20 protein-coding genes are annotated in these 22,389 nt (G+C 65.0%); 10 read left to right on the top strand and 10 right to left on the bottom strand.

Annotation, left to right across the window (positions count from 1 at the left end; translation table 11 throughout):
• Nucleotides 1-416 precede the first annotated feature (416 nt).
• On the top strand, nt 417-707 hold the full coding sequence (gene rpsT / locus NET02_RS11405; RefSeq protein WP_284057545.1) for a 30S ribosomal protein S20: 291 nt from the start codon (nt 417-419) through the stop codon (nt 705-707).
• Here rpsT and holA read toward each other — a convergent pair.
• Nucleotides 704-1,768, bottom strand: a complete 1,065-nt coding sequence (gene holA / locus NET02_RS11400) for a DNA polymerase III subunit delta (protein ID WP_284057544.1) — start codon at nt 1,766-1,768, stop codon at nt 704-706. The two genes, rpsT and holA, sit on opposite strands and share 4 nt — an antisense overlap.
• Nucleotides 1,769-1,994: 226 nt before the next feature.
• Between holA and NET02_RS11395 the strand changes: the two genes are divergently transcribed.
• Both NET02_RS11395 and NET02_RS11390 read left to right on the top strand, forming a co-directional pair.
• The gene (locus NET02_RS11395; protein WP_284057543.1) at nt 1,995-2,720 is read left to right on the top strand and encodes a M23 family metallopeptidase; all 726 of its coding nucleotides are present in this window, start codon (nt 1,995-1,997) and stop codon (nt 2,718-2,720) included.
• Between the two features lie 13 nt (nt 2,721-2,733).
• Nucleotides 2,734-3,885: a TolB family protein gene (locus tag NET02_RS11390; protein ID WP_284057542.1), complete on the top strand. Its 1,152-nt coding sequence runs from the start codon at nt 2,734-2,736 to the stop codon at nt 3,883-3,885.
• Here the strand turns inward: NET02_RS11390 and NET02_RS11385 are convergent.
• The 7 genes from NET02_RS11385 to NET02_RS11355 form a co-directional block, all read right to left on the bottom strand.
• Nucleotides 3,874-5,454, bottom strand: a complete 1,581-nt coding sequence (locus NET02_RS11385; RefSeq protein WP_284057541.1) for a flippase — start codon at nt 5,452-5,454, stop codon at nt 3,874-3,876. The two genes, NET02_RS11390 and NET02_RS11385, sit on opposite strands and share 12 nt — an antisense overlap.
• A 184-nt stretch (nt 5,455-5,638) precedes the next feature.
• Nucleotides 5,639-6,769: a glycosyltransferase family 4 protein gene (locus NET02_RS11380; RefSeq protein WP_284057540.1), complete on the bottom strand. Its 1,131-nt coding sequence runs from the start codon at nt 6,767-6,769 to the stop codon at nt 5,639-5,641.
• Entirely contained in the window at nt 6,753-7,811 is a 1,059-nt protein-coding gene (locus NET02_RS11375) for a lysylphosphatidylglycerol synthase transmembrane domain-containing protein (RefSeq protein WP_284057539.1), read from the bottom strand. The genes NET02_RS11380 and NET02_RS11375 overlap by 17 nt, the downstream gene beginning before the upstream one ends.
• Complete coding sequence (locus NET02_RS11370) at nt 7,811-9,376, bottom strand: O-antigen ligase family protein (protein WP_284057538.1); 1,566 nt, start codon at nt 9,374-9,376, stop codon at nt 7,811-7,813. The genes NET02_RS11375 and NET02_RS11370 overlap by 1 nt, the downstream gene beginning before the upstream one ends.
• Nucleotides 9,354-10,307, bottom strand: coding sequence for a UDP-glucuronic acid decarboxylase family protein (locus NET02_RS11365; protein WP_284057537.1), 954 nt, complete (start codon nt 10,305-10,307; stop codon nt 9,354-9,356). Before NET02_RS11365 ends, NET02_RS11370 begins: the two co-directional genes overlap by 23 nt.
• Nucleotides 10,308-10,318: 11 nt before the next feature.
• Complete coding sequence (locus NET02_RS11360) at nt 10,319-11,734, bottom strand: O-antigen ligase family protein (protein WP_284057536.1); 1,416 nt, start codon at nt 11,732-11,734, stop codon at nt 10,319-10,321.
• Nucleotides 11,721-12,455 carry a hypothetical protein gene (locus NET02_RS11355; protein ID WP_284057535.1) on the bottom strand — a complete coding sequence of 245 codons (735 nt, stop codon included), beginning with the start codon at nt 12,453-12,455 and terminating at the stop codon, nt 11,721-11,723. The genes NET02_RS11360 and NET02_RS11355 overlap by 14 nt, the downstream gene beginning before the upstream one ends.
• Nucleotides 12,456-12,590: 135 nt before the next feature.
• Between NET02_RS11355 and mtnP the strand changes: the two genes are divergently transcribed.
• The 7 genes from mtnP (at nt 12,591) to plsX (ending at nt 21,074) form a co-directional block, all read left to right on the top strand.
• Entirely contained in the window at nt 12,591-13,460 is an 870-nt protein-coding gene (gene mtnP, locus NET02_RS11350; protein ID WP_284057534.1) for an S-methyl-5'-thioadenosine phosphorylase, read from the top strand.
• A 67-nt stretch (nt 13,461-13,527) separates the two neighbouring features.
• The gene (locus tag NET02_RS11345) at nt 13,528-14,826 is read left to right on the top strand and encodes an FtsW/RodA/SpoVE family cell cycle protein (RefSeq protein ID WP_284057533.1); all 1,299 of its coding nucleotides are present in this window, start codon (nt 13,528-13,530) and stop codon (nt 14,824-14,826) included.
• Nucleotides 14,823-16,469, top strand: a complete 1,647-nt coding sequence (locus tag NET02_RS11340; protein WP_284057532.1) for a peptidoglycan D,D-transpeptidase FtsI family protein — start codon at nt 14,823-14,825, stop codon at nt 16,467-16,469. Before NET02_RS11345 ends, NET02_RS11340 begins: the two co-directional genes overlap by 4 nt.
• Nucleotides 16,470-16,556: 87 nt before the next feature.
• The gene (locus tag NET02_RS11335; protein ID WP_284057531.1) at nt 16,557-16,928 is read left to right on the top strand and encodes a metallopeptidase family protein; all 372 of its coding nucleotides are present in this window, start codon (nt 16,557-16,559) and stop codon (nt 16,926-16,928) included.
• A gap of 19 nt (nt 16,929-16,947) precedes the next feature.
• Nucleotides 16,948-17,922, top strand: a complete 975-nt coding sequence (locus NET02_RS11330; RefSeq protein WP_284057530.1) for a hypothetical protein — start codon at nt 16,948-16,950, stop codon at nt 17,920-17,922.
• Between the two features lie 12 nt (nt 17,923-17,934).
• Nucleotides 17,935-19,848: a DNA topoisomerase (ATP-hydrolyzing) subunit B gene (gene gyrB, locus NET02_RS11325; RefSeq protein ID WP_284057529.1), complete on the top strand. Its 1,914-nt coding sequence runs from the start codon at nt 17,935-17,937 to the stop codon at nt 19,846-19,848.
• A 134-nt stretch (nt 19,849-19,982) separates the two neighbouring features.
• Nucleotides 19,983-21,074, top strand: a complete 1,092-nt coding sequence (plsX, locus tag NET02_RS11320) for a phosphate acyltransferase PlsX (RefSeq protein ID WP_284057528.1) — start codon at nt 19,983-19,985, stop codon at nt 21,072-21,074.
• An 87-nt stretch (nt 21,075-21,161) separates the two neighbouring features.
• On the opposite strand, the gene NET02_RS11315 is transcribed toward plsX, so the two are convergent.
• On the bottom strand, nt 21,162-21,440 hold the full coding sequence (locus NET02_RS11315; RefSeq protein ID WP_284057527.1) for an HU family DNA-binding protein: 279 nt from the start codon (nt 21,438-21,440) through the stop codon (nt 21,162-21,164).
• A gap of 141 nt (nt 21,441-21,581) precedes the next feature.
• Nucleotides 21,582-22,388, bottom strand: a complete 807-nt coding sequence (locus NET02_RS11310) for a TrmH family RNA methyltransferase (RefSeq protein ID WP_284057526.1) — start codon at nt 22,386-22,388, stop codon at nt 21,582-21,584.
• Nucleotide 22,389 lies beyond the last annotated feature (1 nt).

The following is a 22,389-nucleotide window of genomic DNA, read 5'->3' as shown; positions in this document are numbered from 1 at the left end:
GCCGGCAGAAGGTGCGCCATGCTCCGGCCAGAGAGGACGGAACTCCTCTCTGTAACGCGGGCTAGCAACGTGCCGTACCGCAGCGGCTTCTAGGCAGCACGGCTTATTTCACGCCTTACTAGGGCGAGAATCCGCACTGCCCACTCTAAGAGTATTTACGAGGCCGCTCCACGTTTCCTTCTGGAAACCGACGCTCAGGGTGTAACTGGCCGGCGCTCGGCTCAAGCCAGGCGGCTACAGTTTGGGACACCTGGCGGTCCTACCTCCGTCTTTACCTCGAGCTAGACGGGCCGCCGGTTAGTGAAACAGAAGCCCAGTGCGCAACGTTTGTCGCCAACGGCGTTGATCTGGTAGTATGGATCGGTGAATTTGCTGGCGACGGTGCTTGATGACCGCGTACGGGGAGGTTGTGAGCTTTGCCGAATACGAAGTCTGCCGCCAAGCGTGCCAGGCAGGCCGAGAAGCGCCGGCTGCGCAACCGCGTGTATCGATCGGCTGCCCGGACATATATCAAGAAGGCCGAGCGGTTGATGGCGGCCGGTGATCTGGAGGCAGCCGCGCGCGCGATCGGTGACGCGATCAGCACCCTCGACCGGGCTGCAATTAAGGGGATTATCCATAAGAACAACGCAGCCCGGCGCAAGTCTCGCCTGATGAAGAAGTTCAACCGACTGGTGAAGGCGCGGCTGGAGGCGGCCCAGGCCTAAGGCCGATGACTCGGCCTCGAGGCGCGACGAGCCAGGCTCGTCGCGCCGTTTTGCGCTGCCGAGAGCTGCGCTAGCCGCTGGACAACGGCGGGCAGGCTGTCAACAAGCTCAGCCTGGCCGAGCTTGACCGCTGCATCGAGACGGCGCAGCCAGCCTAACGCCTCGGCGACAGCGGCACGGTCGAGCCGTGATACGACTCGCTGGCTTCGCCGAAGCCGTCCCTCGCTCAGGCCGGTCTCGCGCGCGATCCGCTCGATCGGAGAGGTCGGTGAGCTCACGAGCGCCGCGTAGGCCTCGTACTGGCTCACGAGCTGGCCCAGCACGACCTCCGGCTGGGCGCCCCGCGCCAGCGCGCGCTCTAGTTCCCTGATCGCGGCTTCCTGGTCACCGACGGCGAGCGCGTCGGCAAGCGCCCAATCGTCGCCGCTGTCCTCACTCATCACGAGCTGATCGACCAGCTCCCTCGTCATGACGCTTTCCGGCAGTGCGGCCACGGCCAGCTTGGCCAGCTCCTGATCCAGCCGGTACAGGTCCGGTGGCAGATCTTCGGTGCGAGACGGACGCTGCCAGCTCGCCGGGAAGAGCACCTCGAGTAGCCTGCTTGCAACCCGGCGATCGAGCGTGCTCCCGTGCTTGCGTGCCCGCTCGATCGTCCAGTCCACGAGCTCGGGGCCACGGGGAGTCGAATGCTGCTGCACGACGGCACTCGGGACCGCTCGCTGGATCGCTCGCGCAAGGCCAGGGTCGAGCGCGCGCTCGACCAGCACGAGGACAGTAGACTCAGGGATCTCGCGCAGGAGTTCCTCTAGTGACGGCGGAAGGGACGCAGCTTGCCGCCCCGAACGCTGGCCTCCGCTCGAGGCTACGAGGTCGTAGGCGACAACCAGCCTGGTCGAGCCGAAGAAGCCGGGAGAGAGGCACGCGCTGCGGATCGCCTCGATGCTGTCTCCGGGCATCGAGAACAGGCTGGTCGCGAATCCGTCGGGATCGTACTGAGTCCGGAGATCCCGAACGAGCTCGTCGATCGCCAGCCGGTTGTCGCCGTAGAGAAGAATCAACACTCGTCGCGCTCCGTGATCTCTCCAGCGGTGTCCTCAGTTGCCACGGCGGGTGCTCACACTGTGACCAGGCCTCGGTACTGAAAACCCTTCCCGAACCTGCTCGCGCTCGGGCTGGGTGCAAGCTCAATTCTAGCCTCCCATCGGTGGGTCGACGCCACAAATCGGGGCGTGTGGTATGGTCTAACACGCCTGAACGATCAGAGAGCGCGGCGCAGGCAGAGATGGCATGCGAAAAACTCGTTTCAGACCGGTTCGACGTTCCCTCTCGCGCGCCGGCCTCCTTCTACCGGTGATCGGCCTGGGTTGGGCACTGGCGCTCAGCACAGTGTCGCCTGCGGCTGCCCAGCCGCCGTTCGGCCTGCCGTTCGTGATGCCTGCTGGAGCGTCGACCTGGTTCGTCACCCAGCTCTACGGCAACACGGTTTGGGCCTACCGCAACCGGGAAGACCTGTACAGCGCCGGCCAGGGATTGCACTTCGGAATCGACTTCGCGGCGCGCTGCGGTACTCCGGTGGTGGCCATCGGGGACGGGGTAGTGGTCGCGGTCGATGGGCCGTACGGCGCCGCACCGCACAACGTAGTTATCGAGCATGCGAACGGGCTCCGCTCGCTCTACGGGCACCTCGGCCAGCGCTCCTCGCTGCAGGTCGGCCAGCGGGTGCGGCGCGGCGATCAGGTCGGCGTGGTTGGAGACCCTGCGAGTCCCTCCTGTGATCGGGCTCCCCACCTGCATCTCGAGATCCGGGATCGCACCATGAACCGGGCCTTCAATCCCGTCCCGCTGATCGACGCGGACTGGCGCCGGATCACGCTCGGATTCGGTACCGATGGGTCGCAGTTCGCTCTGCCGTACGAAGCGCCGCTCCAGTGGCGGACGCCGTGGGACCAGCCGGAGGTCAGATTCGGCGGGCCGGCGCTTAATAGCTGGCGGGACGCCTGGCCGCCCAGGTAGTGATAGGTTATCGATGAGGATATTCCAGCTCCTCCTGGTCGCCGTTGCGCTGATGGCCGGCTGCCGGTGGACGCGGAGCGCGACGCCGACGGCAACGCCGACTCCTGTCGAGGTCGCACCGACCCCCAGGCTGCTCCTGGAACCGACGCCACAGCCGTCGCCTGCTTCAACCTCGACCGCCGAGCCGGCGCCGGTGCGGATCGTCACACCGGTGCCCGTTGCTACGCCGGTTCCGGAAGGGTCGTCCGTGGAACTCGCGTCCTGCTGTGGTCTGCTGGCCTGGGTGGATGCCGATCGCTTGGTGGTCTACGACGCGCCGGCCGGTGGCTCGCCTGGCACCTGGCTCGTTCAGGTGCCTGAAGGCCAGCGACGATTTCTCTCGCAACGCTTCGGGCTGCCGTCGCCAACGGGCATCATCGCGATTCCCGAGCCCGCGAGCCAGCGGACGGCCGTGCTGGATCTCGCGGGGAATGTGATCGATGTCATACCCAACGGTGGAACGCTGACCTGGCCATCTCCCGATGGCAGAAAGGTCGCCTGGCTAGAGCGGCTCCCGGTGCGGACACCGAGCTCTTCGGTCAACCGGGTGATGCGGCTCTGGATCGCCGACCTTGCGTCAGGGGAGCGGCGGCCGCTACTCGAGCTGCAGGCTGCCAGCCTCACGTGGTTACCCGATAGCCGCCGGCTGCTGCTCGGTGCTCGCACGCCGCAAGGGGAACGCCCCGGCATCTGGATCATCGATGTCGACAGCGGTCAGGTGGACGTGGTCGTCGAAGGGACGTTCCTGTATAACGTGCGTCTCTCTCCGGATGGCCGGCGGATCGGCTACGTGCGCGCGCTCAGCGGCGAGCCTGCTCGGGATGGCATGTGGATCCTCGATCTGAAGTCCGGGGAGACTTGGCGCTTGCCGCTCGCCTCCGGCTTCCGCTGGGCGGGGAGCGGTGAATCGTTCTGGGTCCTCGTGCCCGGCTCGGGCGAGCAGCCGGATACGCTGGTCCTCATTGACGCCCGGAGCGCTGTTCCGCTGCGCAAGCTCGAGCTCCCGGGGCAGGTGCTCAACTCGGTATGGGAGGTTTCGCCGGACGGCCGCTGGGTTGTGTTCTGGCGGCTGCAGGACCAGCGCGTCGTAGCCGTGGAGCTCGTTGAGAGCAGCTTAGGCGCGTGACCCGGCCGCCCCCGGCCGGCCGGCCAGCTCGCGCAGAATCCGGTACTCGATCGGGCCGACCACCCGCGACAGCGGCAGCACAATCAGATAGAGCGAGAAGCCGAGCGCGACCGCTAGGATCGACCCGATCCAGTGACTGAGCAGCATACCCCCTGCCATCGCCGCAACGGCCGGGAGCGGGGCCAGCGCAAGCCAGTGCCAGGCGACGCGGCCGATGTACCTCTGGATCGCGCGGTGGAGCGGGACGAATAGCACGATCTCGGTGAGAACCGTGATCACGGCAGCGGCCAGATAACCGAACCGCGGCACGAGCAGCACGTTGGCGACCAGATTGAAGACAGTGGCGAGGGTGTACGCCCTAGCGATCTGCCGCTGCTGGTTGACGGCGATGATGGCGTATTGAGCCACGCCGTTCACATAATGGAGCGGGGTGAACCAGATCAGGACACGGAGCACGGTCGCCGCCTCGGGGAGGAAGGCGTCTCCGCCGAGAATCCGGATCATGAGCGGCGCGAGCGCCATCGTGCCGAGCACGATAGGCCAGGCGATGAGCAGGAGGAACTTGGCGGCCAGCTCGAAGCTGTCTCGCAGGTGCTCGCTCCCAGCCTGTCGCGAGAGGATGGGGAAGATGGCGAGGACGAAATAGGAGGGGATGAGCAGCAGCAGGTTCGCGAACTTGTACGCGGCGTCGTAGATACCGAGCGCGCGGTCGCCCTGCGCTGCCTGGATGACGAACGTGTCGAGCCGAAAGAAGAGCGTAATCAGCAGCCCGTTCAGGAGCAACGGCCAGGCGAGGCCCAGCAGCCTACGGGCCTCGCTCGGGGAAAACGACCAGATCGGGCGTACGCGGAGGTGTCGCAGAGCCAATCGGAAAGCGAGCGCCGAGATCGTGGTCACGAGCACGGAGACTGCAGCCAGGCCCGGGACGCCGTAGCCGGCGAACAGCGCAGCCAAGCCGAAGCCGAAGCGACTGAAGTTCGTGAGCACGGTGAGGGCAGCCGGGAGGTGCATCTTCTCGTGTCCGTTGAAGACGGAGTTGATCGCCTCGCTATAGCTGCCGGGGACTAGGGAGAGATAGAGCAGCATGATGGCGTAGGTGCTGTCCGTGGAGAGCTGGAACCACTGGCGTCCCGCGAGGAGATAGGCAGCGACTGCGGGCCCGAGTGCTAGCAGCACGGCCAGTCGCAGCGCTGTGGTCATACCTAGGAGCCTGGCGGCGCACGTCGGGGCCTTGGCGACCTCGCGCGTAACGAGCACGCTCAGGCCGAAGTCGGAAATGGTCTTGAGGTAGAGCCAGGTCACGACCGCGATGGCGTATTGGCCGTTGCCGGTCACGCCGAGCAGCCGCAGGGCGAAGGCCGCGAACACGAGGTCGACGGCGCGGTTGAAGAGCTGGGCCGCCAGAGGCATCGCGCTATTGGTGAAGACGCGGCGCGCGGAGGTAGTGAGTGCGCGCTCGACCGCTGGCAGGCCGCTCCAGGCCAGCCCGAGGAGGGCGAGCGCGCTGGCCAGCCCGAAGAGCGCGAAGGCGAGCGGTGCTTGGGGCCAGGCAGCCAGAGTCTCGATCATCGACCATGTCCTCGCCGCGTCAGCGAACCAGTACCGCGAACCCGACCAGGGCTCACATGCAGGCGATTCCGCGCAGAGCTGCGCAGGCCATCAGCACGCTCGGAACCCAGAGGCGGCCCTGACACGGTCTCGACGGAGGGGATGTCTGCTGCTCGGACGACCGCGATCCGTCACCCATGACGCGCTACCCCCGGGCCACCCTGCGGTACAGCTCCAGATGCTGCCGCGCCGCCCGCTCCCAGCTAAAGCTGGGGACTCTGCGCTGCCCCTCCTGGACGAGCCGTTGGCGGAGGGCAGAATCGTCTATGACTCGCTCCATCGCCTCGGCCAGTGCTTCGGGACGGCCAGGCGGCACGACGAGCGCAGCCTCGCCGGCCACCTGGGCTGGGGCTCCTCCCACGCTCGTGATCACCGCGGTGCCACAAGCCATCGCCTCGAGAACGGGCAGGCCGAAGCCTTCATACCAGGAAGGATAGATGAGCGCGACGCTACGGGCGTACAGCGCAGGGAGATCCCCATCCGCGACCGGGCCGACATAGCGCACCGGCAATCGCGCACCGGCCGCGCGAATCGCCTGCATGACGGGATCCGAGAGCCAGCCTGGGCGCCCGGCGATAACCAGAGCGAGACCAGGGTAACGGGGCGCCAGCAGGGAGAAGGCCTCCAGCGCGGTCATATGGTTCTTTCGCGGCTCGACCGTGCCGACCATCAGGAAGTAGGGTTCGCGGATCCCGAGCCTGTCGAGCGTACGCCGTGACTGATCGACTGGAGGCGCGGCGAGGCCGGTCGTCACGCCGTGCGGGATGGCCACGACTCGCTCGGGTGGTAAGCGGTAGTGTTCGATTACTTCCTGGCGCACCTGCTCGGACACGGCGATGACTGCGCTGACGCGCTGGAGCGAGCGAGGGACGGCCGCGCTGAGGTAAGCCCGGAGGCGCGGATGCGCGTATTGCGGCACGACGAGAAAACTCAGGTCGTGGATCGTGACCACGCTGGGAGCTCGCGACGGTGGCACGACGAAGTCCGGGCCATGGCTTAGGCCGAGCGGGCCGGTAAACCACTCCAGAGGGAGCGGCGCGCGTAGACGCTGCCACAGACGCGTTACCCATTCAGGGGATAATGGCAACTCTACGTCCTGCACCGCGGCACCCCCCGGTCGGGGCCCGGCGCAGCGCTTGGGAAGGCGGCCGTGCCAGAGGACGAGCCTCTCCTCAGGCTCGAACAACGGCGCCAGAGCCTGAGCCAGCTCCCGGACGTACCGACCGATGCCGGCCTGCTGGGTGAGTGCCGCGGTGTAATCAAGCGCGACACGCATCGTGCTGCAGCGATCGCCACCGAGAGTACACCCAGATCGGTGGGCCAACCAGGAGAACACTCCAGTAGGCTACGAGGCGATCCAGGATGGCAACCGAGACAGCGGAAGACTCGCTGACGCCCAGGAGCAACAGCAGCCCGACAACGCCCGTCTCCACCACTCCGACCCCGGCCGGCGTCAAGGGAACAGTGGTGAGGAGCGAAGCGAGCAGGGCTGCGAGCAACGCGGCGGAGAGGGGAAGCGAGACGTCGACTGCTCTGGCCGCAGCGTAAAACCGCACGCCTTCGAGGCTCCAGATGATAGCGGTCAGGCCGGCAATCGCTGGCAATCGCCCGGCGCTACCGAAGATACCCTGCTGCAGTCCCCAATAGATCTGGCGAACTCCGGCGGGCAGCAGCCGCCCGAATCGATGCCGCAACGCGTAGCCGGCGCCGAGCGCGAACGCGACGGACAAACCGAGGAGCAGTGCCCACTCCACCCAGCTCCCCACTGTCGCGGTCAGGCGACCGCCGAAGACGACCGCGCCGGAAGCGATAAACAGCGTGGTCAAGGCGAGGAGATCGCTGGCGCGCTCGGCGATCACCGTGCCGAACGTGCTGCTCAGACGGATCCCCGACTGTCGCTTGAGTAGGTAGGTGCGATAGACCTCGCCGAGCTTCGCTGGCAGCAAGCAGTTGACCAACCAGCCGAGCAGGTAGATCCGCAGGAGCCCGGGCAGTCCCGGAAGCCGGTCGGGAAGGTCAGGCGCCGTATCGGACTTCTCGAGAATCACGCGCCAGCGCCAGGCTCGGAGTGGCATCGCCCCATAATACGCAGCTAGAGCACCGGCGAGAAATACCGGCTGGGCTCGGAGAATCTGAGCAAAGACAGTATCGAGGTCGATGTCGAGTCGCCAAATGCCGAAGACGGCGATGGAGACGGCCAGTACCAGCGAGATAGCTGCCCGAACCCAAGTCTTGCGGGGCAACAGCCGGTCTTGGTTCGAATCATCGACCTCACCGGACTCAGTTGGTGCCAGGCGCGCCGCCCGCTCGGCGTCCATCACGAGGGGGATCTCCTTTGCCTTTTAGCCCCGAGCGCCCCACAGCCTGAACCAGCCAGCGAACGGCTCCTTTCGGCCACGAGTGCCAGGCCCCATATCGCGGCGAGCTGTACCGACAGATTGAGCACGTGCAAGTTCTCCACCACATTATGGACCATTACTGCGGTGGTCGCCGCGAGCGCGCCGAGGCCCAGCGCCCGGTCGAGCGCCGATCGGCCCTGGCGGCTGGATCGGAGCGCTGCGACCAGCGCGAACAACGAGACCAGCAGGTAGGCGGCCAGCCCGAGGAATCCAGTCTCGGCGGCCGCGTGGATGTAATAGTTGTGGGCATGACCTTGTGATATGCGAAAGACCGGGTGAGGAGAGAATTCAGCAAAGCGAACGTTGTAGTTGCCAACGCCGACGCCGGTCAAGGGGAACTCTCGTGCCATCGCGAGACCGGCTTGCCAGTGCGTCATCCGTTCGATCGCCGCGAAGGTCTCGTCGGTGAGCTGAACATCGCGCACATCGAAGAGTCGTATCTGTGACGTAAGCTGGACTGCACGCTCACGGACAGCGTCCGGCAGCACGGTAGCCCCGCCGGCCAAGAGAAAGAGGCTACCGACCAGCGCCAGTCCGACACCTGCGATCTGAACGCGGCGTGATGCCGCCAGTACGAGCACGACCAGGCCTGCGGCAGCGCCGAGCCAGGCACCGCGCGAAAAGCTCAGGCCTATACCTAGGAAGCTGCATACCGAACCCAAAGTGAGCCATGCGCACAGACCGAGTCGGACCAGGAGATCGCGCCGTAGGGCGCGACTGGCGACGAAGCCATCGCTACGCGCGCGGTGCCAGGCTGACCCGGCGTTCCACGCTTCGCGCAGTGCCCAGATGGCCAGCGGGAGAAGCCACAACCCGGTCATCTCGAGATAGCCGGCATACGGATTGGGTTTGCCGAAGGTTCCGTACGCCCGGAAGATGCCGCCGCCGACGGCGAAACTCTCCGGCGCCAGTCCCAGCACGGACTGCACGGCTCCGAGCGCTGCTTGACCGATAGCGCCGGCCGCGACGACGCTGCTGAGCCAAATGATCGCCGCGCGCCCACGCACCAGGTGGACGACCGCCAGCAGAGCCAGGAGCATGACAGTCCACCGGTAGATCTCAGCGAAACCGGGAAGCAGCTCGCGGGCCGCGCGGAGCGAAATCACCTGTGTCAGGATGTACCCCACGATCGCGACTGCCAAAGCTGGCAGGCGCAGTGGCTGGCGCCTGGCGAGCAGAACGAGAGGGAGGACGACCGCTGTCGCCCCTACCGCTGCCTTGGTAGCGGTCAAGGTCTGGACACCGAGGGATACAGCCCCCACATCCTGAACCGGCACCGAAGCAACCAGCAGCATCGGTGCCAGCGACGGGGCGATCAGCATCAACGTGCCCAGAAGCACACCGGGAACTGCAATCAGGTTCAGCGGTGGCGGTAACCGGAGAATGGCGAACGCCAGCGCGAGGGATAGCAGGACCCCGGCAACGGCGGCCAGGCGCGGTGATATGCGTTGCAGAGAGACGCTACTCACCGGCTGCAGGCGCATGATCCAGCGTCTCGGCGAAGTAGGCGATGGTGAGCCGCAAGCCATCGAGCAGGCTCACCTTTGGTTCCCAGTTCAGGAGACGGCGAGCCTTGGCGATATCGGGGCAACGCCGGATGGGGTCGTCGGGCCGCGGCGGGGCGAAGGTGATCCTCGATGAGGAACCAGTCAGTTCGAGGACGAGCTGGGCGAGATCGAGCACAGTGCGCTCATCTGGATTCCCGAGGTTGATGACCTCCCCGGCAAGTCCATCGCGCTCCATGGCCAGTCGAATACCTCGAACCATGTCACTGACATAGCACAGGGAGCGAGTCTGCCTACCGTCACCGTATACCACCAGGGGCTCGCCGCGCAGCGCCCGCAACACGAAATTCGGGACCACGCGGCCGTCGTCGGGGTCGGTCCGCGGGCCGTAGGTGTTGAAGATCCGAACGATGCGAGCGTCGAGCCCGTACTTGCGCACGAACTCCATCGTCAGCGACTCGCCGAAGCGTTTGCTCTCGTCGTAGCAGCTACGCGGCCCGACGGGATTCACGTTGCCGTGATAGGTTTCCGGCTGCGGGTGAACTTCCGGGTCGCCATAGACTTCCGAGGTCGACGCGAAGAGGAAGCGCGCATTGAGTCGACGAGCAAGCTCGAGGAGGTGCAGTGTCCCGATCGAATTGACGAGATGCGTCTCGATCGAGTAGCGACGGTAGCCGACGGGACTCGCGGGACTCGCCAGGTGAAAGACTGCATCAACTTCGAGGTCGAGCGGCTCGGTGATGTCGTGCTGCCGGAACGTGAAGCGCGGGTGCTCCAGCAGGCTGGAGATATTGTGCAGCCGACCAGTGATCAGGTTATCGACTGCGACGACGTCGAACCCTGAATGCAGCAGCGACTCGCACAAATGAGAGCCGATGAACCCGGCACCGCCAGCAACCAGAACCCGCACACTCGACTCCTTCACCCGGCCTCAACCGCCGGCGCCACTGCGGGCCGGCGGCTCAACTCCAGATCAAGTATGGCAGCCAGTAGCCAGAAGGCGAGAGCAAGATCGGGCAAGAAGTACCCATTGTCAACTAGCCCGTGCACTGCGCCGACTACCACTGCGAAGCTGGCAGCCATCGCTATGGGCTTGCCCTCGCGCCGCGCATCGGCCACGCACCTCAGCAGCGCAACCGCTACGCAGATGAAAAGAGTGATACCCATGAGGCCGAGGCGCAGCCAGGCGTCGAACAGCAGGTTATGAGGATGCGAGGTAAAGCGCTCTGGCCACGCTTCTGGGGCGACATAGCGGGGAGCGTATTGGTACAGGAACTGGTCGAGCCCGACCCCGAAGACCGGGTAATCACGGATCATTGCGAGGGACGCGCTCCAGATCTGGAGGCGTAGACTCCCGCTCCCACCCTCGAAGAGGCTGAGAAAACGTTCAGGCGCCGCCAGAATGAGACCCGTGATCGCCAAGATGCTGATAGCCGTGAGGGCTAGGGTCAATCGGTAGCGCCTGGTCAACCAGCCCGCGAGAAGCGTAGTCAGCAAGACACTGAGCAGCGCCCCGCGAGAATAGGTGAGCACGAGCGCTCCGGCTGAGATCACTGCTGGTATGGCCCAGAGCCAGCGATTGCGCCCGGCCAGCGCGAGCGCGAGCACCGCCGCGAGCACGAGCGGTCGCTCCAGGTAGAGGGCCAGAGCGTTCGGATGCGGGTGCAATCCACGGAGGCGCACTACCCCTTCGACCGCGAGGCCGGAGCCCGCAAGTCCAGCGCCGAGACTGTAGAGCGCGATCCCGGCGCTGGCTATGGCCCAAACGTCGAGCGCGCGCCAGCGATCATCGCGCGGGCGCAGGAACCAGCAGCACAGGAAGTAAGCGACTACGGGCTCGAGCACCACCCAGCGGAATTCGCGCAAACTCTCGCGCCAGTGCTCTTGGTCTGCGACCGTGCCGAGAGAAACCGTACCCGCGACGAGCAGACCGATAGCGATGGCCGAGAATCGGAGATCGACGAACCAGTCGCGGAGCGTCGCGATCTGAGAACCCCAATTCGCTCGAGACCGGACAACTGCCAAGGCGGCACGGAACGAGACCCCAGCCGCGGTGGAGACGATAAGGATCTCCGCGGGGTTCAGGCGAGCCGTGCCCAGTCCGATCTGGAGCGGCTGGTACACCAACCCCAAGCTGGCCGGAAGGACGATCAGCGGGCCGCGAGGGGCAATCGTTCCCAGTACGATGAGACCAGCTATGGACAGCAGCGCGAGCGATGAGCCGGCGGCATGATATCCCAACCCGACGAGCAGCGCGGCACCGGCTGGGCTGAGCCAGCGCGGACTCAGACGTATCGCCGGGACCGTGCGCCGGCCCGACCGATCAAGCGAGAGCATCGTTGTCAGCCGTTTCTGGCACAGTGGCCTGGGAGAGCCAGCCGCGGTCAGCCGCCAGCGACAGCCACCACCGGCGAACCGAGAGAAAGAGAAGGCCACCGAGCGAGGTAAACATCAACGACAGCACCCAGCCGAGTGCCGGACGGTTGCTCACCTCCACGCTGCTGGCGGCAAACTCGGCGTCCGGGCCGTTCTGCAGGACAATCACATGATAGCCTGGCCGGAGCCCACTGGTGACAGGAATCTCCTCAGTCGACGCTTGGGGTGCTTCCAGGTCGAGGAAACTGCCAATCTCGTCACTCGGTAGGCCTGATGCCGCATTGCCGTCGATCGTGACGTAGACACGGCCTGCGTCGGGCCCCGTCCGCGCGATCAGCGTGAGCGCAGTGCCGTAAAACGGGATCGTCAGTGACGCGTCGCGAGCGCGGGTGGCAAGGAATCGCTCGCCGCCGACTTCCTGGGTTACCCAGTCTCCATCGGCCCGCACGGCTGAGTGGGGGAGTGAGTTGGCCCCGGGATACAGCGCAGCCTGCACGCCGGTCCCGGGGGCTGGGATTCCAACCTGGTGAAGCCGGTCAGCGACAGTCAATAGCCAGCCCGCAAGGCAAAGACTCAGCACGACAGCGAGGCCGGGCATGACCAGCGGCCAGAAGTGGCTAGGCACGCCGGTGCCACGGCCCAGCCCGAACGGGCGTCCCTGCGCGTGAGGTTGCGGTTCCATGTGAGTCACACCCACCTGCCTCCAACGTTAGTATGCGGCACGGAGGGAGCGGTGTCGCGCGGGCCGCTCGCTCCCGATCGCCCATCGATGCTGGGTACAATGGTGCGCGGGTGTGGCCGGCCGAAGGGGGAGACGATGCAGGTTGAGATCGGGGTAATCGGCGGCAGCGGGCTCTACCGGATGGCGGAGCTTGAGCAGATCGAGGAAGTCGAGGTCCAGACGCCGTTCGGGCCACCGAGCGCGCCGATCACGCTTGGCACATTGCAGGGGGTTCGGGTCGCCTTCCTGCCGCGGCATGGCCTGCGCCACCAGTTCAGCCCGAGCGCCGTGCCTGCCCGCGCCAACTTCTGGGCACTGAAGCAACTGGGTGTGCGCCGTGTGATCTCGATCAGCGCGGTCGGCAGCATGCGCGAGGAGATCGCGCCACTGGATCTGGTGGTGCCGGACCAGATCTTCGACCGTACCGTGCGACGAGCACGCTCGTTCTTCGAGGAGAGTGGCCCCGTCGTTCACGTTGCGTTAGACGAGCCATTCTGCCCCGACTTGCGGCGCGCCTTGCTCGAGGCAGCGACTCGAGCCGGAGCTCGAGTCCATCCGCAGGGGACGTATATCTGCATCGAAGGACCCCAATTCTCCACGAAAGCGGAGTCGCGGATCTATCGCTCGTGGGGTGTCGACGTCATCGGTATGACCGCGATGCCGGAGGCCAGACTGGCGCGCGAGGCAGAACTCTGCTTCGCAATTCTGGCGCTGGTGACCGATTACGACGTCTGGCACGTGACCGAAGAGCCGGTGAACGTGGCGACGGTCATCCAGAATCTGCAGCGCAACGTCCAGACAGCCCAGGACGTGCTGAAGGAGCTGATCCCGCGGCTACCACGGGAGACGAGTTGCTCATGCGGTGACGCGCTGGCCCAGGCGATCGTGACGGCTCCGGATGCGGTATCCACCGAAGTGCGTCGCCGCTACAGCTTGCTACTCGGCCGCTATCTGCCGGCCGAGTAGGATGAGCCGCAGGAAGGAATCCTGGATCAGCCTGCTCGACTGCTGAGTCGAGCGGAGGTGCAAGCAGGTGGCTGCGCGAATCCGGTTGCTCGAGCTGCAGCTCCTCGTGCTCCCAGCGCTCCTCGGGATCGTGGGGTTGCTGACCGTCTATCTCTCGGGCACGGGCACCACTCGCTGGACCTGGGCCGACATCTGGGTCAGCCTCGCGTTCATGGGCCTCGTTCTGGGTACTAGCGTTTGGCTGAGCCTGATCGGCTTCAGCGGAGATCAGGTGTTGTTTCCTCTGGTCGCTATGCTGAGCGGGTTGGGCTTGCTGCTGAGCCAGCGGCTCCAACCGGTGCTACGAGATGATCCCGGTTGGGCGACGCTGGCCCAGCGGCAACTCATTTACCTGGCCCTCTCATTCGGGCTGCTCTGGGGAACGCTGACCTTCCTGCGAGGTCTCGAGTGGCTGCGTCGCTACAAGTACACCGCGGCGATCATCGGCCTGGGGCTGATCCTCGTGACGATGATCTTCGGGATCGAAATCCAGGGTGCCAGGCTCTGGCTCGACCTCGGCGTGGTGACCGTACAGCCCGGCGAGCTGGTCAAGGTTTTGCTGGTCATCTTCCTGGCCGCTTACCTGGACGACTACCGCGACCTGATCGCGACGGGGTACCGCCTCGGCCCGCTCACGCTTCCCCCGTTGCCATACCTCCTCCCGATGCTCATCATGTGGGGCATGTCGATCCTGGTCGTCGTATTGCAGCGAGACCTGGGCAACGCGCTGCTACTGTTCGGGATTTTCCTGGCCATGCTGTACATCGCCACCGGTCGGGTCGCCTACGTGCTTGCCGGTCTGCTCACGTTCGCCCTGGCTGTGTACGTGGCACTTCACCTGTTCAGCCATGTGGGCGTGCGCATCCAGGTGTGGCTGAATCCGTGGAGCGATCCGCTCCAGGCCGGCTTCCAGCCGATCCAAGCCGACTACGCGTTCGCGCACGGCCACATCTTCGGCACCGGTTTGGGGTTCGGGCACCCTGAGTTCATCCCGGTGGTCGCGAGTGACTACGCGTTTGCGGCGATCGGCGAAGAATTGGGTCTGCTCGGCACGGTGGCGGTGCTCGGACTCTACCTGCTGCTCGTGACCCGGGGGATGCTGATCGCCTTGCAAGCCAGAGACTCCTTCGTCCGGCTGCTGGCGGCCGGATTGACGGTGGTATTGGGGTTGCAAACGTTGATTATTCTCGCCGGCAACGTCCGCCTGTTGCCGCTGACCGGGATCACGCTTCCCTTCATCAGCGCTGGTGGTAGCTCGCTGCTGACGAACTTCTTGATCGTCGGGCTGCTTCTCAAAGCCAGCGAGTCGGTGGGGGAGCGTCGATGAGCTGGTTCATCCGCACTGCGGCACTCGTCGCCGCCACCGCGATCGTCGCGTATGGAGTGGCGACCACTGAAGATCGCACTGATCCGCGCTGGCTCGCACTGCTTCTCATGCTTGCGCTCCTGTGGGGCATAGCCCTGTGGCCCTCGCTCGGCCGCCAGGTGCGGACGATGGATCGGACGATGGTGCACGTGGTGGCGGCGTTCGGTGTTGGATTCTTGCTGGTCGGGGCACAGCTCGTGCGGGTGCAGGCGCTCGACCGCGAGCGCATCCAGTCTCGGATCTACTCGACCGGAACTGAAGTGGTAGCCGATCCGCGGCGACAAGCGCTGGAGGAGGAATCCCAGCGAGGGCGGATCCTGGCCAGCGATGGAACCGTCATTGCCGAGACTCAGATGGGGGACGATGGACGGCCTCGGCGGGTTTATCCCTTCGGCCCGGCGGCTTATCTGGCCGGCTATTACTCCCCAGCTCTCTACGGCGCCACGAACCTGGAACTCTCCTACGACGCCGCCCTCAGCGGGCGGAGCGAGGCGCGGCGATTGCGCGAGTGGGTCGATGGCATTCTCAATCGTCCGACGCCGGGCTACGACATCGTCCTCACGATCGATCCGGAGCTGCAGTCACAGGCTGATCGGCTCCTCGGTGGTCGCCCCGGTGGCATCGTCGTCCTCGACGCGCATACCGGAGCGGTGCTCGCGATGGCGAGCGCACCGACCTTCGATCCAAATCAGCTCTCGGTCGGCACTACCGCCTCCGAGGAGGAACTGACCGCCGCGCGTACGTACTGGGAATCGCTCCAGCAGTCGAACGATGGTCGCCTGGTCTTGCGCCCGACTCAAGGCCGCTATCCGCCAGGATCGACGTTCAAGACGATTACACTTGCCGGAGCGCTCGAGAGCGGCCTCGCGACGCTCGACAAGGTGTATCGTGACGAGGGTGCCCTGACCGTCGATTCGCGCGTCATCATCGAGCAGAACCGTCCTGATCCTAACCGGGTCTCCTATACCCTGGAGGAGGGATACGGCTATTCGCTCAACGTCGTGTTTGCCCAGTTAGGGCTGGAACTCGGCGCCAGCCGGTTGACCGAGGCCGCACAGCGTTTCGGGTTCGGTGAGCCGATCCCGTTCGATCTGCCCGTAGCACCCAGTGCCCTGAGTGTAAGTCCAGAGCATCTCACGAGTCCTGCTGGCCTCGCTGAGACTTCCTTCGGCCAGGGGCAGCTCCTGGTCACGCCACTCCAGATGGCACTCGTCACCGCGGCGGTGGTGAATGACGGCCAGATCGCGGTGCCCCGTCTGGTGGACAGGATCCAAACCCCTGCTGGTGAAGTGGTAGACCAGCGACAACCAGAAACCTGGCGACGTGCCATGTCAGCAGATACGGCGGCACAGATCGAGCGGGCGATGCGCTGGTCGGTCGAGCAGGGGTATGCCTCTGGTGCCCAGATTCCCGGCGCCATAGTCGGTGGCAAGACTGGCACAGCCGAGGTGGGTGACCGCCCTCCCCATGCGTGGTTTATCGGGTTCGCGGGCCGCGAAGAGCCGCAATACGTCGTGGCGGTGGTCGTCGAGAACGCGGGTTCAGGCAGTGAGGTCGCACTACCCATCGGCAAGGCTCTGCTAGAGGCGGCCCTCCAACGGTGAGCGGGCTTCACCGCCGCCAGGTTTTAGCGTACGGACAATGAAAATGGTATACTTTCCCGGGTGTGGTGAGTCGGCCCGGGAGCTGCCATGCTACTTTCACGACAGGCATTCGAGCGGCTCGTCGTCGAGGCGCTTGAGGAGTTGCCACCGGAGATCGCGGCAGCGCTCGAGAATGTCGAGATCGTGATCGAACGGGAGCCGAACTATCGTCACCGGCGAGCGGCAGGGATCGTGCGAGGAACGCTCTTCGGCCTCTACGAGGGTGTTCCGCTGACCGAACGGACATCGTCGTACAACCTGGTGCCGCCCGACGTGATTACGATCTTCCAGGGGCCGATCTGCCGGCGGGCGCGCACGTTGGAGGAGGTGCGCCAGATCGTGCGCGATACGGTGATTCACGAGGTGGCGCACCACTTCGGCATCAGCGACGAGCGGCTGCGAGAGCTCGGGCGTTACTGATGCGACTGAGAGGCTGGCGGTGAACGTCTCCCAGGCCGGCGCGGGGCGAACGATTCCTGGCGTGATCGATACGATCGGCTCGGCGTACGCAATGTTGAATCGCCAGCCGTATTTGGTCATGATGCTCGTCTTGCTCGATCTGGTGTACTGGCTCGGCCCGCGTTTGTCACCGGTGGGCTTCACCGCTCGAGTGACCCAGTGGTTGGGCCAGGCGGGCGCCGACAGTCAGGCGCAGAGCCTGGTGCAGGATTTCGGGGCACAGTTCGACAACTTGCTGCTGTTGCTGAGCGTCTTGATCCCGACGCTGGTGTTCGCACTCGGCGTCGACCGGATGCCGCAGCTCTCGGCGTTGAGCTGGAGCGTAGAGGTTCCGTGGTGGCTGGTGCCGCCGCTGGCCCTGACGCTGGCAGCGCTCGGTGTGCTTGTGGGTATGGGCTATCTGACGATGCTGGGAAGGCTGGTGCGTGGGCAACCGGCAGCCAGCACGGGGCTACCGCGGGCGGCGCTGCGGAACGGGCTCACGATGATCGGAGTCTATCTCGTCCTCCTTGGCCTGTTCGTGCTGATCTTGATGCCAGCCATCATCACCAGCGTACTGTCGGTCATCATCGGCATCGAGGCGCTGATCTTGCCGATCGTGTCGCTCTTCCTGTTCGCGCTTTCACTCTGGGCGTTCCTGCTCACATTCTTCGTGGAGGAAGCGATTGTGCTTTCCCAGGCAGGCCCACTACGCGCGCTCTACCTGAGCTACCACCTGCTGCGTTCGCAGTTCTGGCCAGCGGTGCGCTTCATCGTCGTGGTGATGATCATCCAGACAGGTGCTCCGATTGCCTTGAGTCTCTTCACTGCCACTCCGTGGGGGGTACCGTTCGCGCTCGTGAGCTATGCATACCTGATCACGGGACTCGCGCTCGCCTCGATGATCTTTTACCGTGATCGCATCTCACTTGTCCTGGCGCAGCAGGCTTCGAGGACCGTGTCATCTGAATCTTAAGGGGTCGTGACCATGGTGGACACCAAAACAGTCAAGTACGATGCGTCGGCGATTCAGGTCTTGGAGGGCCTCGAGGCCGTTCGTCGCCGGCCCGGAATGTACATCGGGAGTACCGATACCCGTGGGCTGCACCAGCTCGTGTACGAGATCGTCGATAACAGCGTCGATGAAGCGCTCGCCGGGTACTGTGATCGAATCGAGGTCACGATCCACAAGGATCTTTCGGTCACGGTGAACGATAACGGGCGGGGCATCCCGGTGGATCCGCACCCGAGGCTCAAGAAGTCGGCGCTCGAAGTCATCATGACCACGCTGCATGCTGGTGGCAAGTTCGGCGGAGGCAGTTACAAGGTCTCCGGCGGTTTGCACGGCGTGGGGGCATCGGTCGTCAATGCGCTCTCCGAGTGGCTTGAGGTGCGGGTACGACGAGACGGCAAGATCTATCGCCAGCGCTACGAGCGTGGGGTGCCGGTCACGCCGGTCGAGGTGATCGGAGAGGCCGGACCCGGCGAGCGGGGAACGACAACGACCTTTCTGCCCGATCGTTCGATCTTCCGATCGATCGAGTACAACGCGGAGGTCGTCTTGCAGCGGCTGCGCGAGGTGGCGTACCTCACGAGCGGGCTGACGATCTCCTTCTTCGATGAGCGTTCCGACCGGGAGATGACGTTCTACTTCGAGGGAGGAATTGTCTCGTTCGTGCGTCATCTCAACCGGAACAAGCACGTGCTGCAACTCCGGCCGTTCCACGTCAAGCGTGAGCTCAACAACTGCCTAGTCGAAGTGGCGATCCAATACAACGACGGCTATGGCGAGTCGACGCACACGTTCGCGAACAACATCAATACGATCGACGGTGGCACGCACCTGACCGGGTTCAAGGCGGCGCTGACGCGTGCGATCAACGAGTACGCGAGACGCAATGGGTTTCTGAAGGAATCAGACACGAACCTCAGTGGCGAGGACGTGCGCGAGGGGCTGACGGCCGTCGTCAGCGTGATGCTGCCTGAGCCACAGTTCGAGGGCCAGACCAAGGCGAAGCTCGGCAATGCCGAGGTGGCTGGTATCGTGCAGTCAGTCGTCTACGAGGCCTTCACGACCTATCTGGAAGAGAATCCTCAGGTGGCGCGGCGCATCGTGGACAAGTGCGTGACCGCGGCACGGGCCCGGGAGGCAGCGCGCAAGGCGCGCGAGCTGGTGCAGCGCAAAGGGGCTCTGGAGACGTTCAGCTTGCCTGGCAAGCTGGCCGACTGCAGCGAGCGCGATCCAGCCCGGGCTGAGCTGTACATCGTCGAGGGTGACTCGGCCGGTGGCTCAGCCAAGCAGGGGCGCGATCGGCGCTTCCAGGCTGTGTTGCCGCTCCGTGGCAAAATACTCAATGTGGAGAAGGCCCGGCTCGACCGCATGTTGCAGAACGAGGAGATCCGGGCACTGATCACCGCGCTAGGTACCTCTATCGGCGATCAGTACGACCCCTCGAAGCTGCGCTATCACCGGATCATCTTGATGACTGATGCCGACGTCGATGGCGCGCACATCCGGACGCTGTTGCTAACCTTCTTCTTCCGCCATATGGAGAGCCTGATCGTGGATGGCCGCCTCTACATCGCCCAGCCTCCGCTGTACCGGCTCCAGAGCGGCAAGGAAGTGCACTACGTCTACTCGGACGAGGAGCGTGACGCCATCCTGAACCGCGGCGACGGTAAGAAATGGGAAGTACAGCGTTACAAGGGCCTCGGCGAGATGAACCCTGAGCAGCTCTGGGAAACCACCATGGATCCGGCTCGCCGCACCCTCCTGCAGGTGACGATCGAGGACGCCGTGCGCGCTGATGAGACGTTCGACATGCTGATGGGCAGTGCTGTGCCGCCACGCCGGCGCTTCATCCAGACGCATGCGCGCGAAGTCCGCAACCTGGACATCTAGATTGCTCACACCGAGGCGCAGGGGTCATCTCGTCAACCCCGTGCGAGCGTGGGAGCTGCTCCTACATTCGCGATGCTGGAGGCCGGTGGAGCTGGCGACGTGTGACCGGTTCCCGCAGGCGAGATTACGTGCAGGTGCGTGAGACGGCTGAGGAACAGGCCGTGTCCGGAGAAGCGCGCTCTCTGCACCAGCCGATGCTACCAGTCGTCGTCGACGCGATGGGGGGCGACCATGCGCCCTCGGCGCCGGTACAGGGTGCGATCCAGGCAGCGGCCGCAGACGGGGTGCCGGTCATTCTGGTCGGTCATGAGGATGCGCTCCGCCCGCTCGTCGGCGTCGCAGCGATGGGGGGACTGGTGCATATTCACCATGCCCCTGACGTGGTGGGCATGGGTGATGAAGCCGTTGCGGCCGTTCGCAGACGCCCGGGGTCGTCGATCGTGGTCGCGATGGATTTGCTGCGCGCCGGGCGAGGGTGTGCCGTTGTCTCCGCCGGTCACTCCGGCGCGGTGGTCGCGGCAGCGGTTCTACACCTCGGCCGGTTACCAGGTATCGAGCGCCCGGCGCTGGGCATCCCGTTCCCCACGACAGTTGGGAAATGGGTGCTGGTGATCGACGCCGGGGCGGTGGTCGATCCGCGTCCCCAGTGGCTCGTGCAGCAGGCCGCGCTAGCGGCGGGCTATGTCCGCACCGTGTGGGGAGTGGAGGAGCCGCGAATCGGGTTGCTCAGCAACGGGGAGGAGCCGGAGAAGGGCAACCGGCTGGTCCGGGAAACCCATCACCTCCTGGCCCAGGCATTCGGTGCGCAGTTCGCGGGTAATGTCGAACCGCACCAGATTCCGGACGGCCCGGTGGACGTGGTCGTGTGTGACGGATTTACCGGCAATATCTTGTTGAAGACGGCCGAGGGCGTGGCGGCGCTTATCCAGCGCGTGCTCAGAGATGCGCTCCGTCGACATTGGTACACGGCACTGCTCGGCCTGATGCTGAGACCGACACTGAGGCGCGAGATGCAACGGCTCGACTATCGCACGTACGGGGGTGTGCCGCTACTGGGCGTAAACGGCCTGGTCTACGTCGCCCACGGCCGTTCCGATGCCTATGCCATGCGCAGGGCCGTGCAGGCCGCTGCGCAGGCGGCGCGCGCCGGACTTTTGGCGCGCCTCGAGCGGGTCGCCGCCGAGCAGTCTGCGGTCGAGGCTGAGGCGAAGGATCGTCGAGGTTGAAACCGCGCTCAATCAGATAGGTAGAGAGGGCCCCGAGGGCGACGGGGGACGCCGCGCTCGGGGCCGAAGTAGACGAGCGGTATGGGCTCAGCGCCCGGCGACAGCGCGCTTGAGCTGCGTGCCCGGGCGGAAGCTCGGGCTCTTGCGGGCCTGAATGGTGATCCGGGCGCCCGTCTGCGGGTTGCGCCCCTCGCGGGCCGCTCGCTCGCTGATCCGGAATGTGCCGAAGCCAGCGATGCTCACCTCTTCGCCCGATGCCAGCGCCTCCTGGATCGTCTGGAACACCGCGTTGACGACCGGGGCAACCTGGCTCTGGCGCATGCCCGACCTGTCGGCAACCGCCTTGATCAGATCGCTTTTGCGCATCTCTACCCCCCTTTTCCCTCTTAGACATGACCTCCACATAGAGATCACCGTCACTATAGCACAAATTGCAAATTTCTCAAGTCCATGCCGGAATCCGGGCGTTGGAGGCAAGAAGCCCATCGGTATGGGCAATCGGCGCAATTAGCGTCTGGACGCGGCACGACGCTGGCGAGCGGCTTCGAAGAGGATGACCGAGCCGGCGACCGCCGCATTGAGCGACTCCAGGCCACCTTGCAGCGGAATCCGTACGGAGCCCGTCGCCATTGTTCGAGCCGATGACGAGAGCCCGTGGGCCTCGCTGCCGATCAACACCGCTGATGGCCGGGTCCAATCGACCTGGTCGTAGGGAAGTCCAACGTGAGGCTCGGCTGCGAGGCGCTGAGAGCAGTTCGCCAGCAAGCTCTCTGGACTATCCCACGCCAGAGGCCGGATAGGCAGATGGAAGTGGCTACCTGCTGCCGCGCGAACTACCTTGGGCGCATACGGGTCCGTCGTGCCGGGTGCCAGGTAGACCGCGTGCGCGCCGGCTCCGAGTGCTGATCGAAGCAAGGTGCCGAGGTTGCCAGGATCTTGTATGCCGTCGAGGAGCAGGATCAATGGTGATTCACGAGGTCGAAGCACAGGGGCCACGTCCGGGAAGGGAAAGATTGCCAGCAGTCCTTGAGGAGTTACGGTGTCTGTCACCCGATCGAGCACCTGCTCGCTGACGGCGAGCACTCGCGTGTTGCGCGCGCGGGCCACGTCGATAAGCTGGTCGTATTCATGACCAGCACGCGCTGGCGCGATGAGGAGAAGGGTGGGCCTGAACCCGGCAGCCAGCGCTTCAGCGATAATCCGCGGCGATTCAACAAGAAAAGCCCGCTCCCGATACCGGACGCGCCGGTGATGCAGCGAGCGGGCGTACTTGACCCAGGGGTTGCTCAGGCTAGTGATGACGGATTCGGCCACG

It is taken from the genome of Thermalbibacter longus (genome assembly GCF_023806485.1).
In the GTDB taxonomy this organism is placed as follows: domain Bacteria; phylum Chloroflexota; class Chloroflexia; order Thermomicrobiales; family Thermomicrobiaceae; genus Thermalbibacter; species Thermalbibacter longus.
This window is presented reverse-complemented; position numbering and strand designations above follow the sequence as displayed.

Excerpts from the sequence above, each read along its gene's own strand:
- NET02_RS11370 (WP_284057538.1), bottom strand. The coding sequence starts at position 9,376 with ATGCGCCTGCAGCCGGTGAGTAGCGTCTCTCTGCAACGCATATCACCG.
- NET02_RS11360 (WP_284057536.1), bottom strand. The coding sequence starts at position 11,734 with ATGCTCTCGCTTGATCGGTCGGGCCGGCGCACGGTCCCGGCGATACGT.
- mtnP (WP_284057534.1), top strand. The coding sequence starts at position 12,591 with ATGCAGGTTGAGATCGGGGTAATCGGCGGCAGCGGGCTCTACCGGATG.
- NET02_RS11340 (WP_284057532.1), top strand. The coding sequence starts at position 14,823 with ATGAGCTGGTTCATCCGCACTGCGGCACTCGTCGCCGCCACCGCGATC.
- gyrB (WP_284057529.1), top strand. The coding sequence starts at position 17,935 with ATGGTGGACACCAAAACAGTCAAGTACGATGCGTCGGCGATTCAGGTC.
- NET02_RS11375 (WP_284057539.1), bottom strand. The coding sequence starts at position 7,811 with ATGGACGCCGAGCGGGCGGCGCGCCTGGCACCAACTGAGTCCGGTGAG.
- NET02_RS11315 (WP_284057527.1), bottom strand. The coding sequence starts at position 21,440 with ATGCGCAAAAGCGATCTGATCAAGGCGGTTGCCGACAGGTCGGGCATG.
- NET02_RS11390 (WP_284057542.1), top strand. The coding sequence starts at position 2,734 with ATGAGGATATTCCAGCTCCTCCTGGTCGCCGTTGCGCTGATGGCCGGC.
- NET02_RS11385 (WP_284057541.1), bottom strand. The coding sequence starts at position 5,454 with ATGATCGAGACTCTGGCTGCCTGGCCCCAAGCACCGCTCGCCTTCGCG.
- NET02_RS11395 (WP_284057543.1), top strand. The coding sequence starts at position 1,995 with ATGCGAAAAACTCGTTTCAGACCGGTTCGACGTTCCCTCTCGCGCGCC.
- NET02_RS11355 (WP_284057535.1), bottom strand. The coding sequence starts at position 12,455 with ATGGAACCGCAACCTCACGCGCAGGGACGCCCGTTCGGGCTGGGCCGT.
- NET02_RS11335 (WP_284057531.1), top strand. The coding sequence starts at position 16,557 with ATGCTACTTTCACGACAGGCATTCGAGCGGCTCGTCGTCGAGGCGCTT.
- NET02_RS11380 (WP_284057540.1), bottom strand. The coding sequence starts at position 6,769 with ATGCGTGTCGCGCTTGATTACACCGCGGCACTCACCCAGCAGGCCGGC.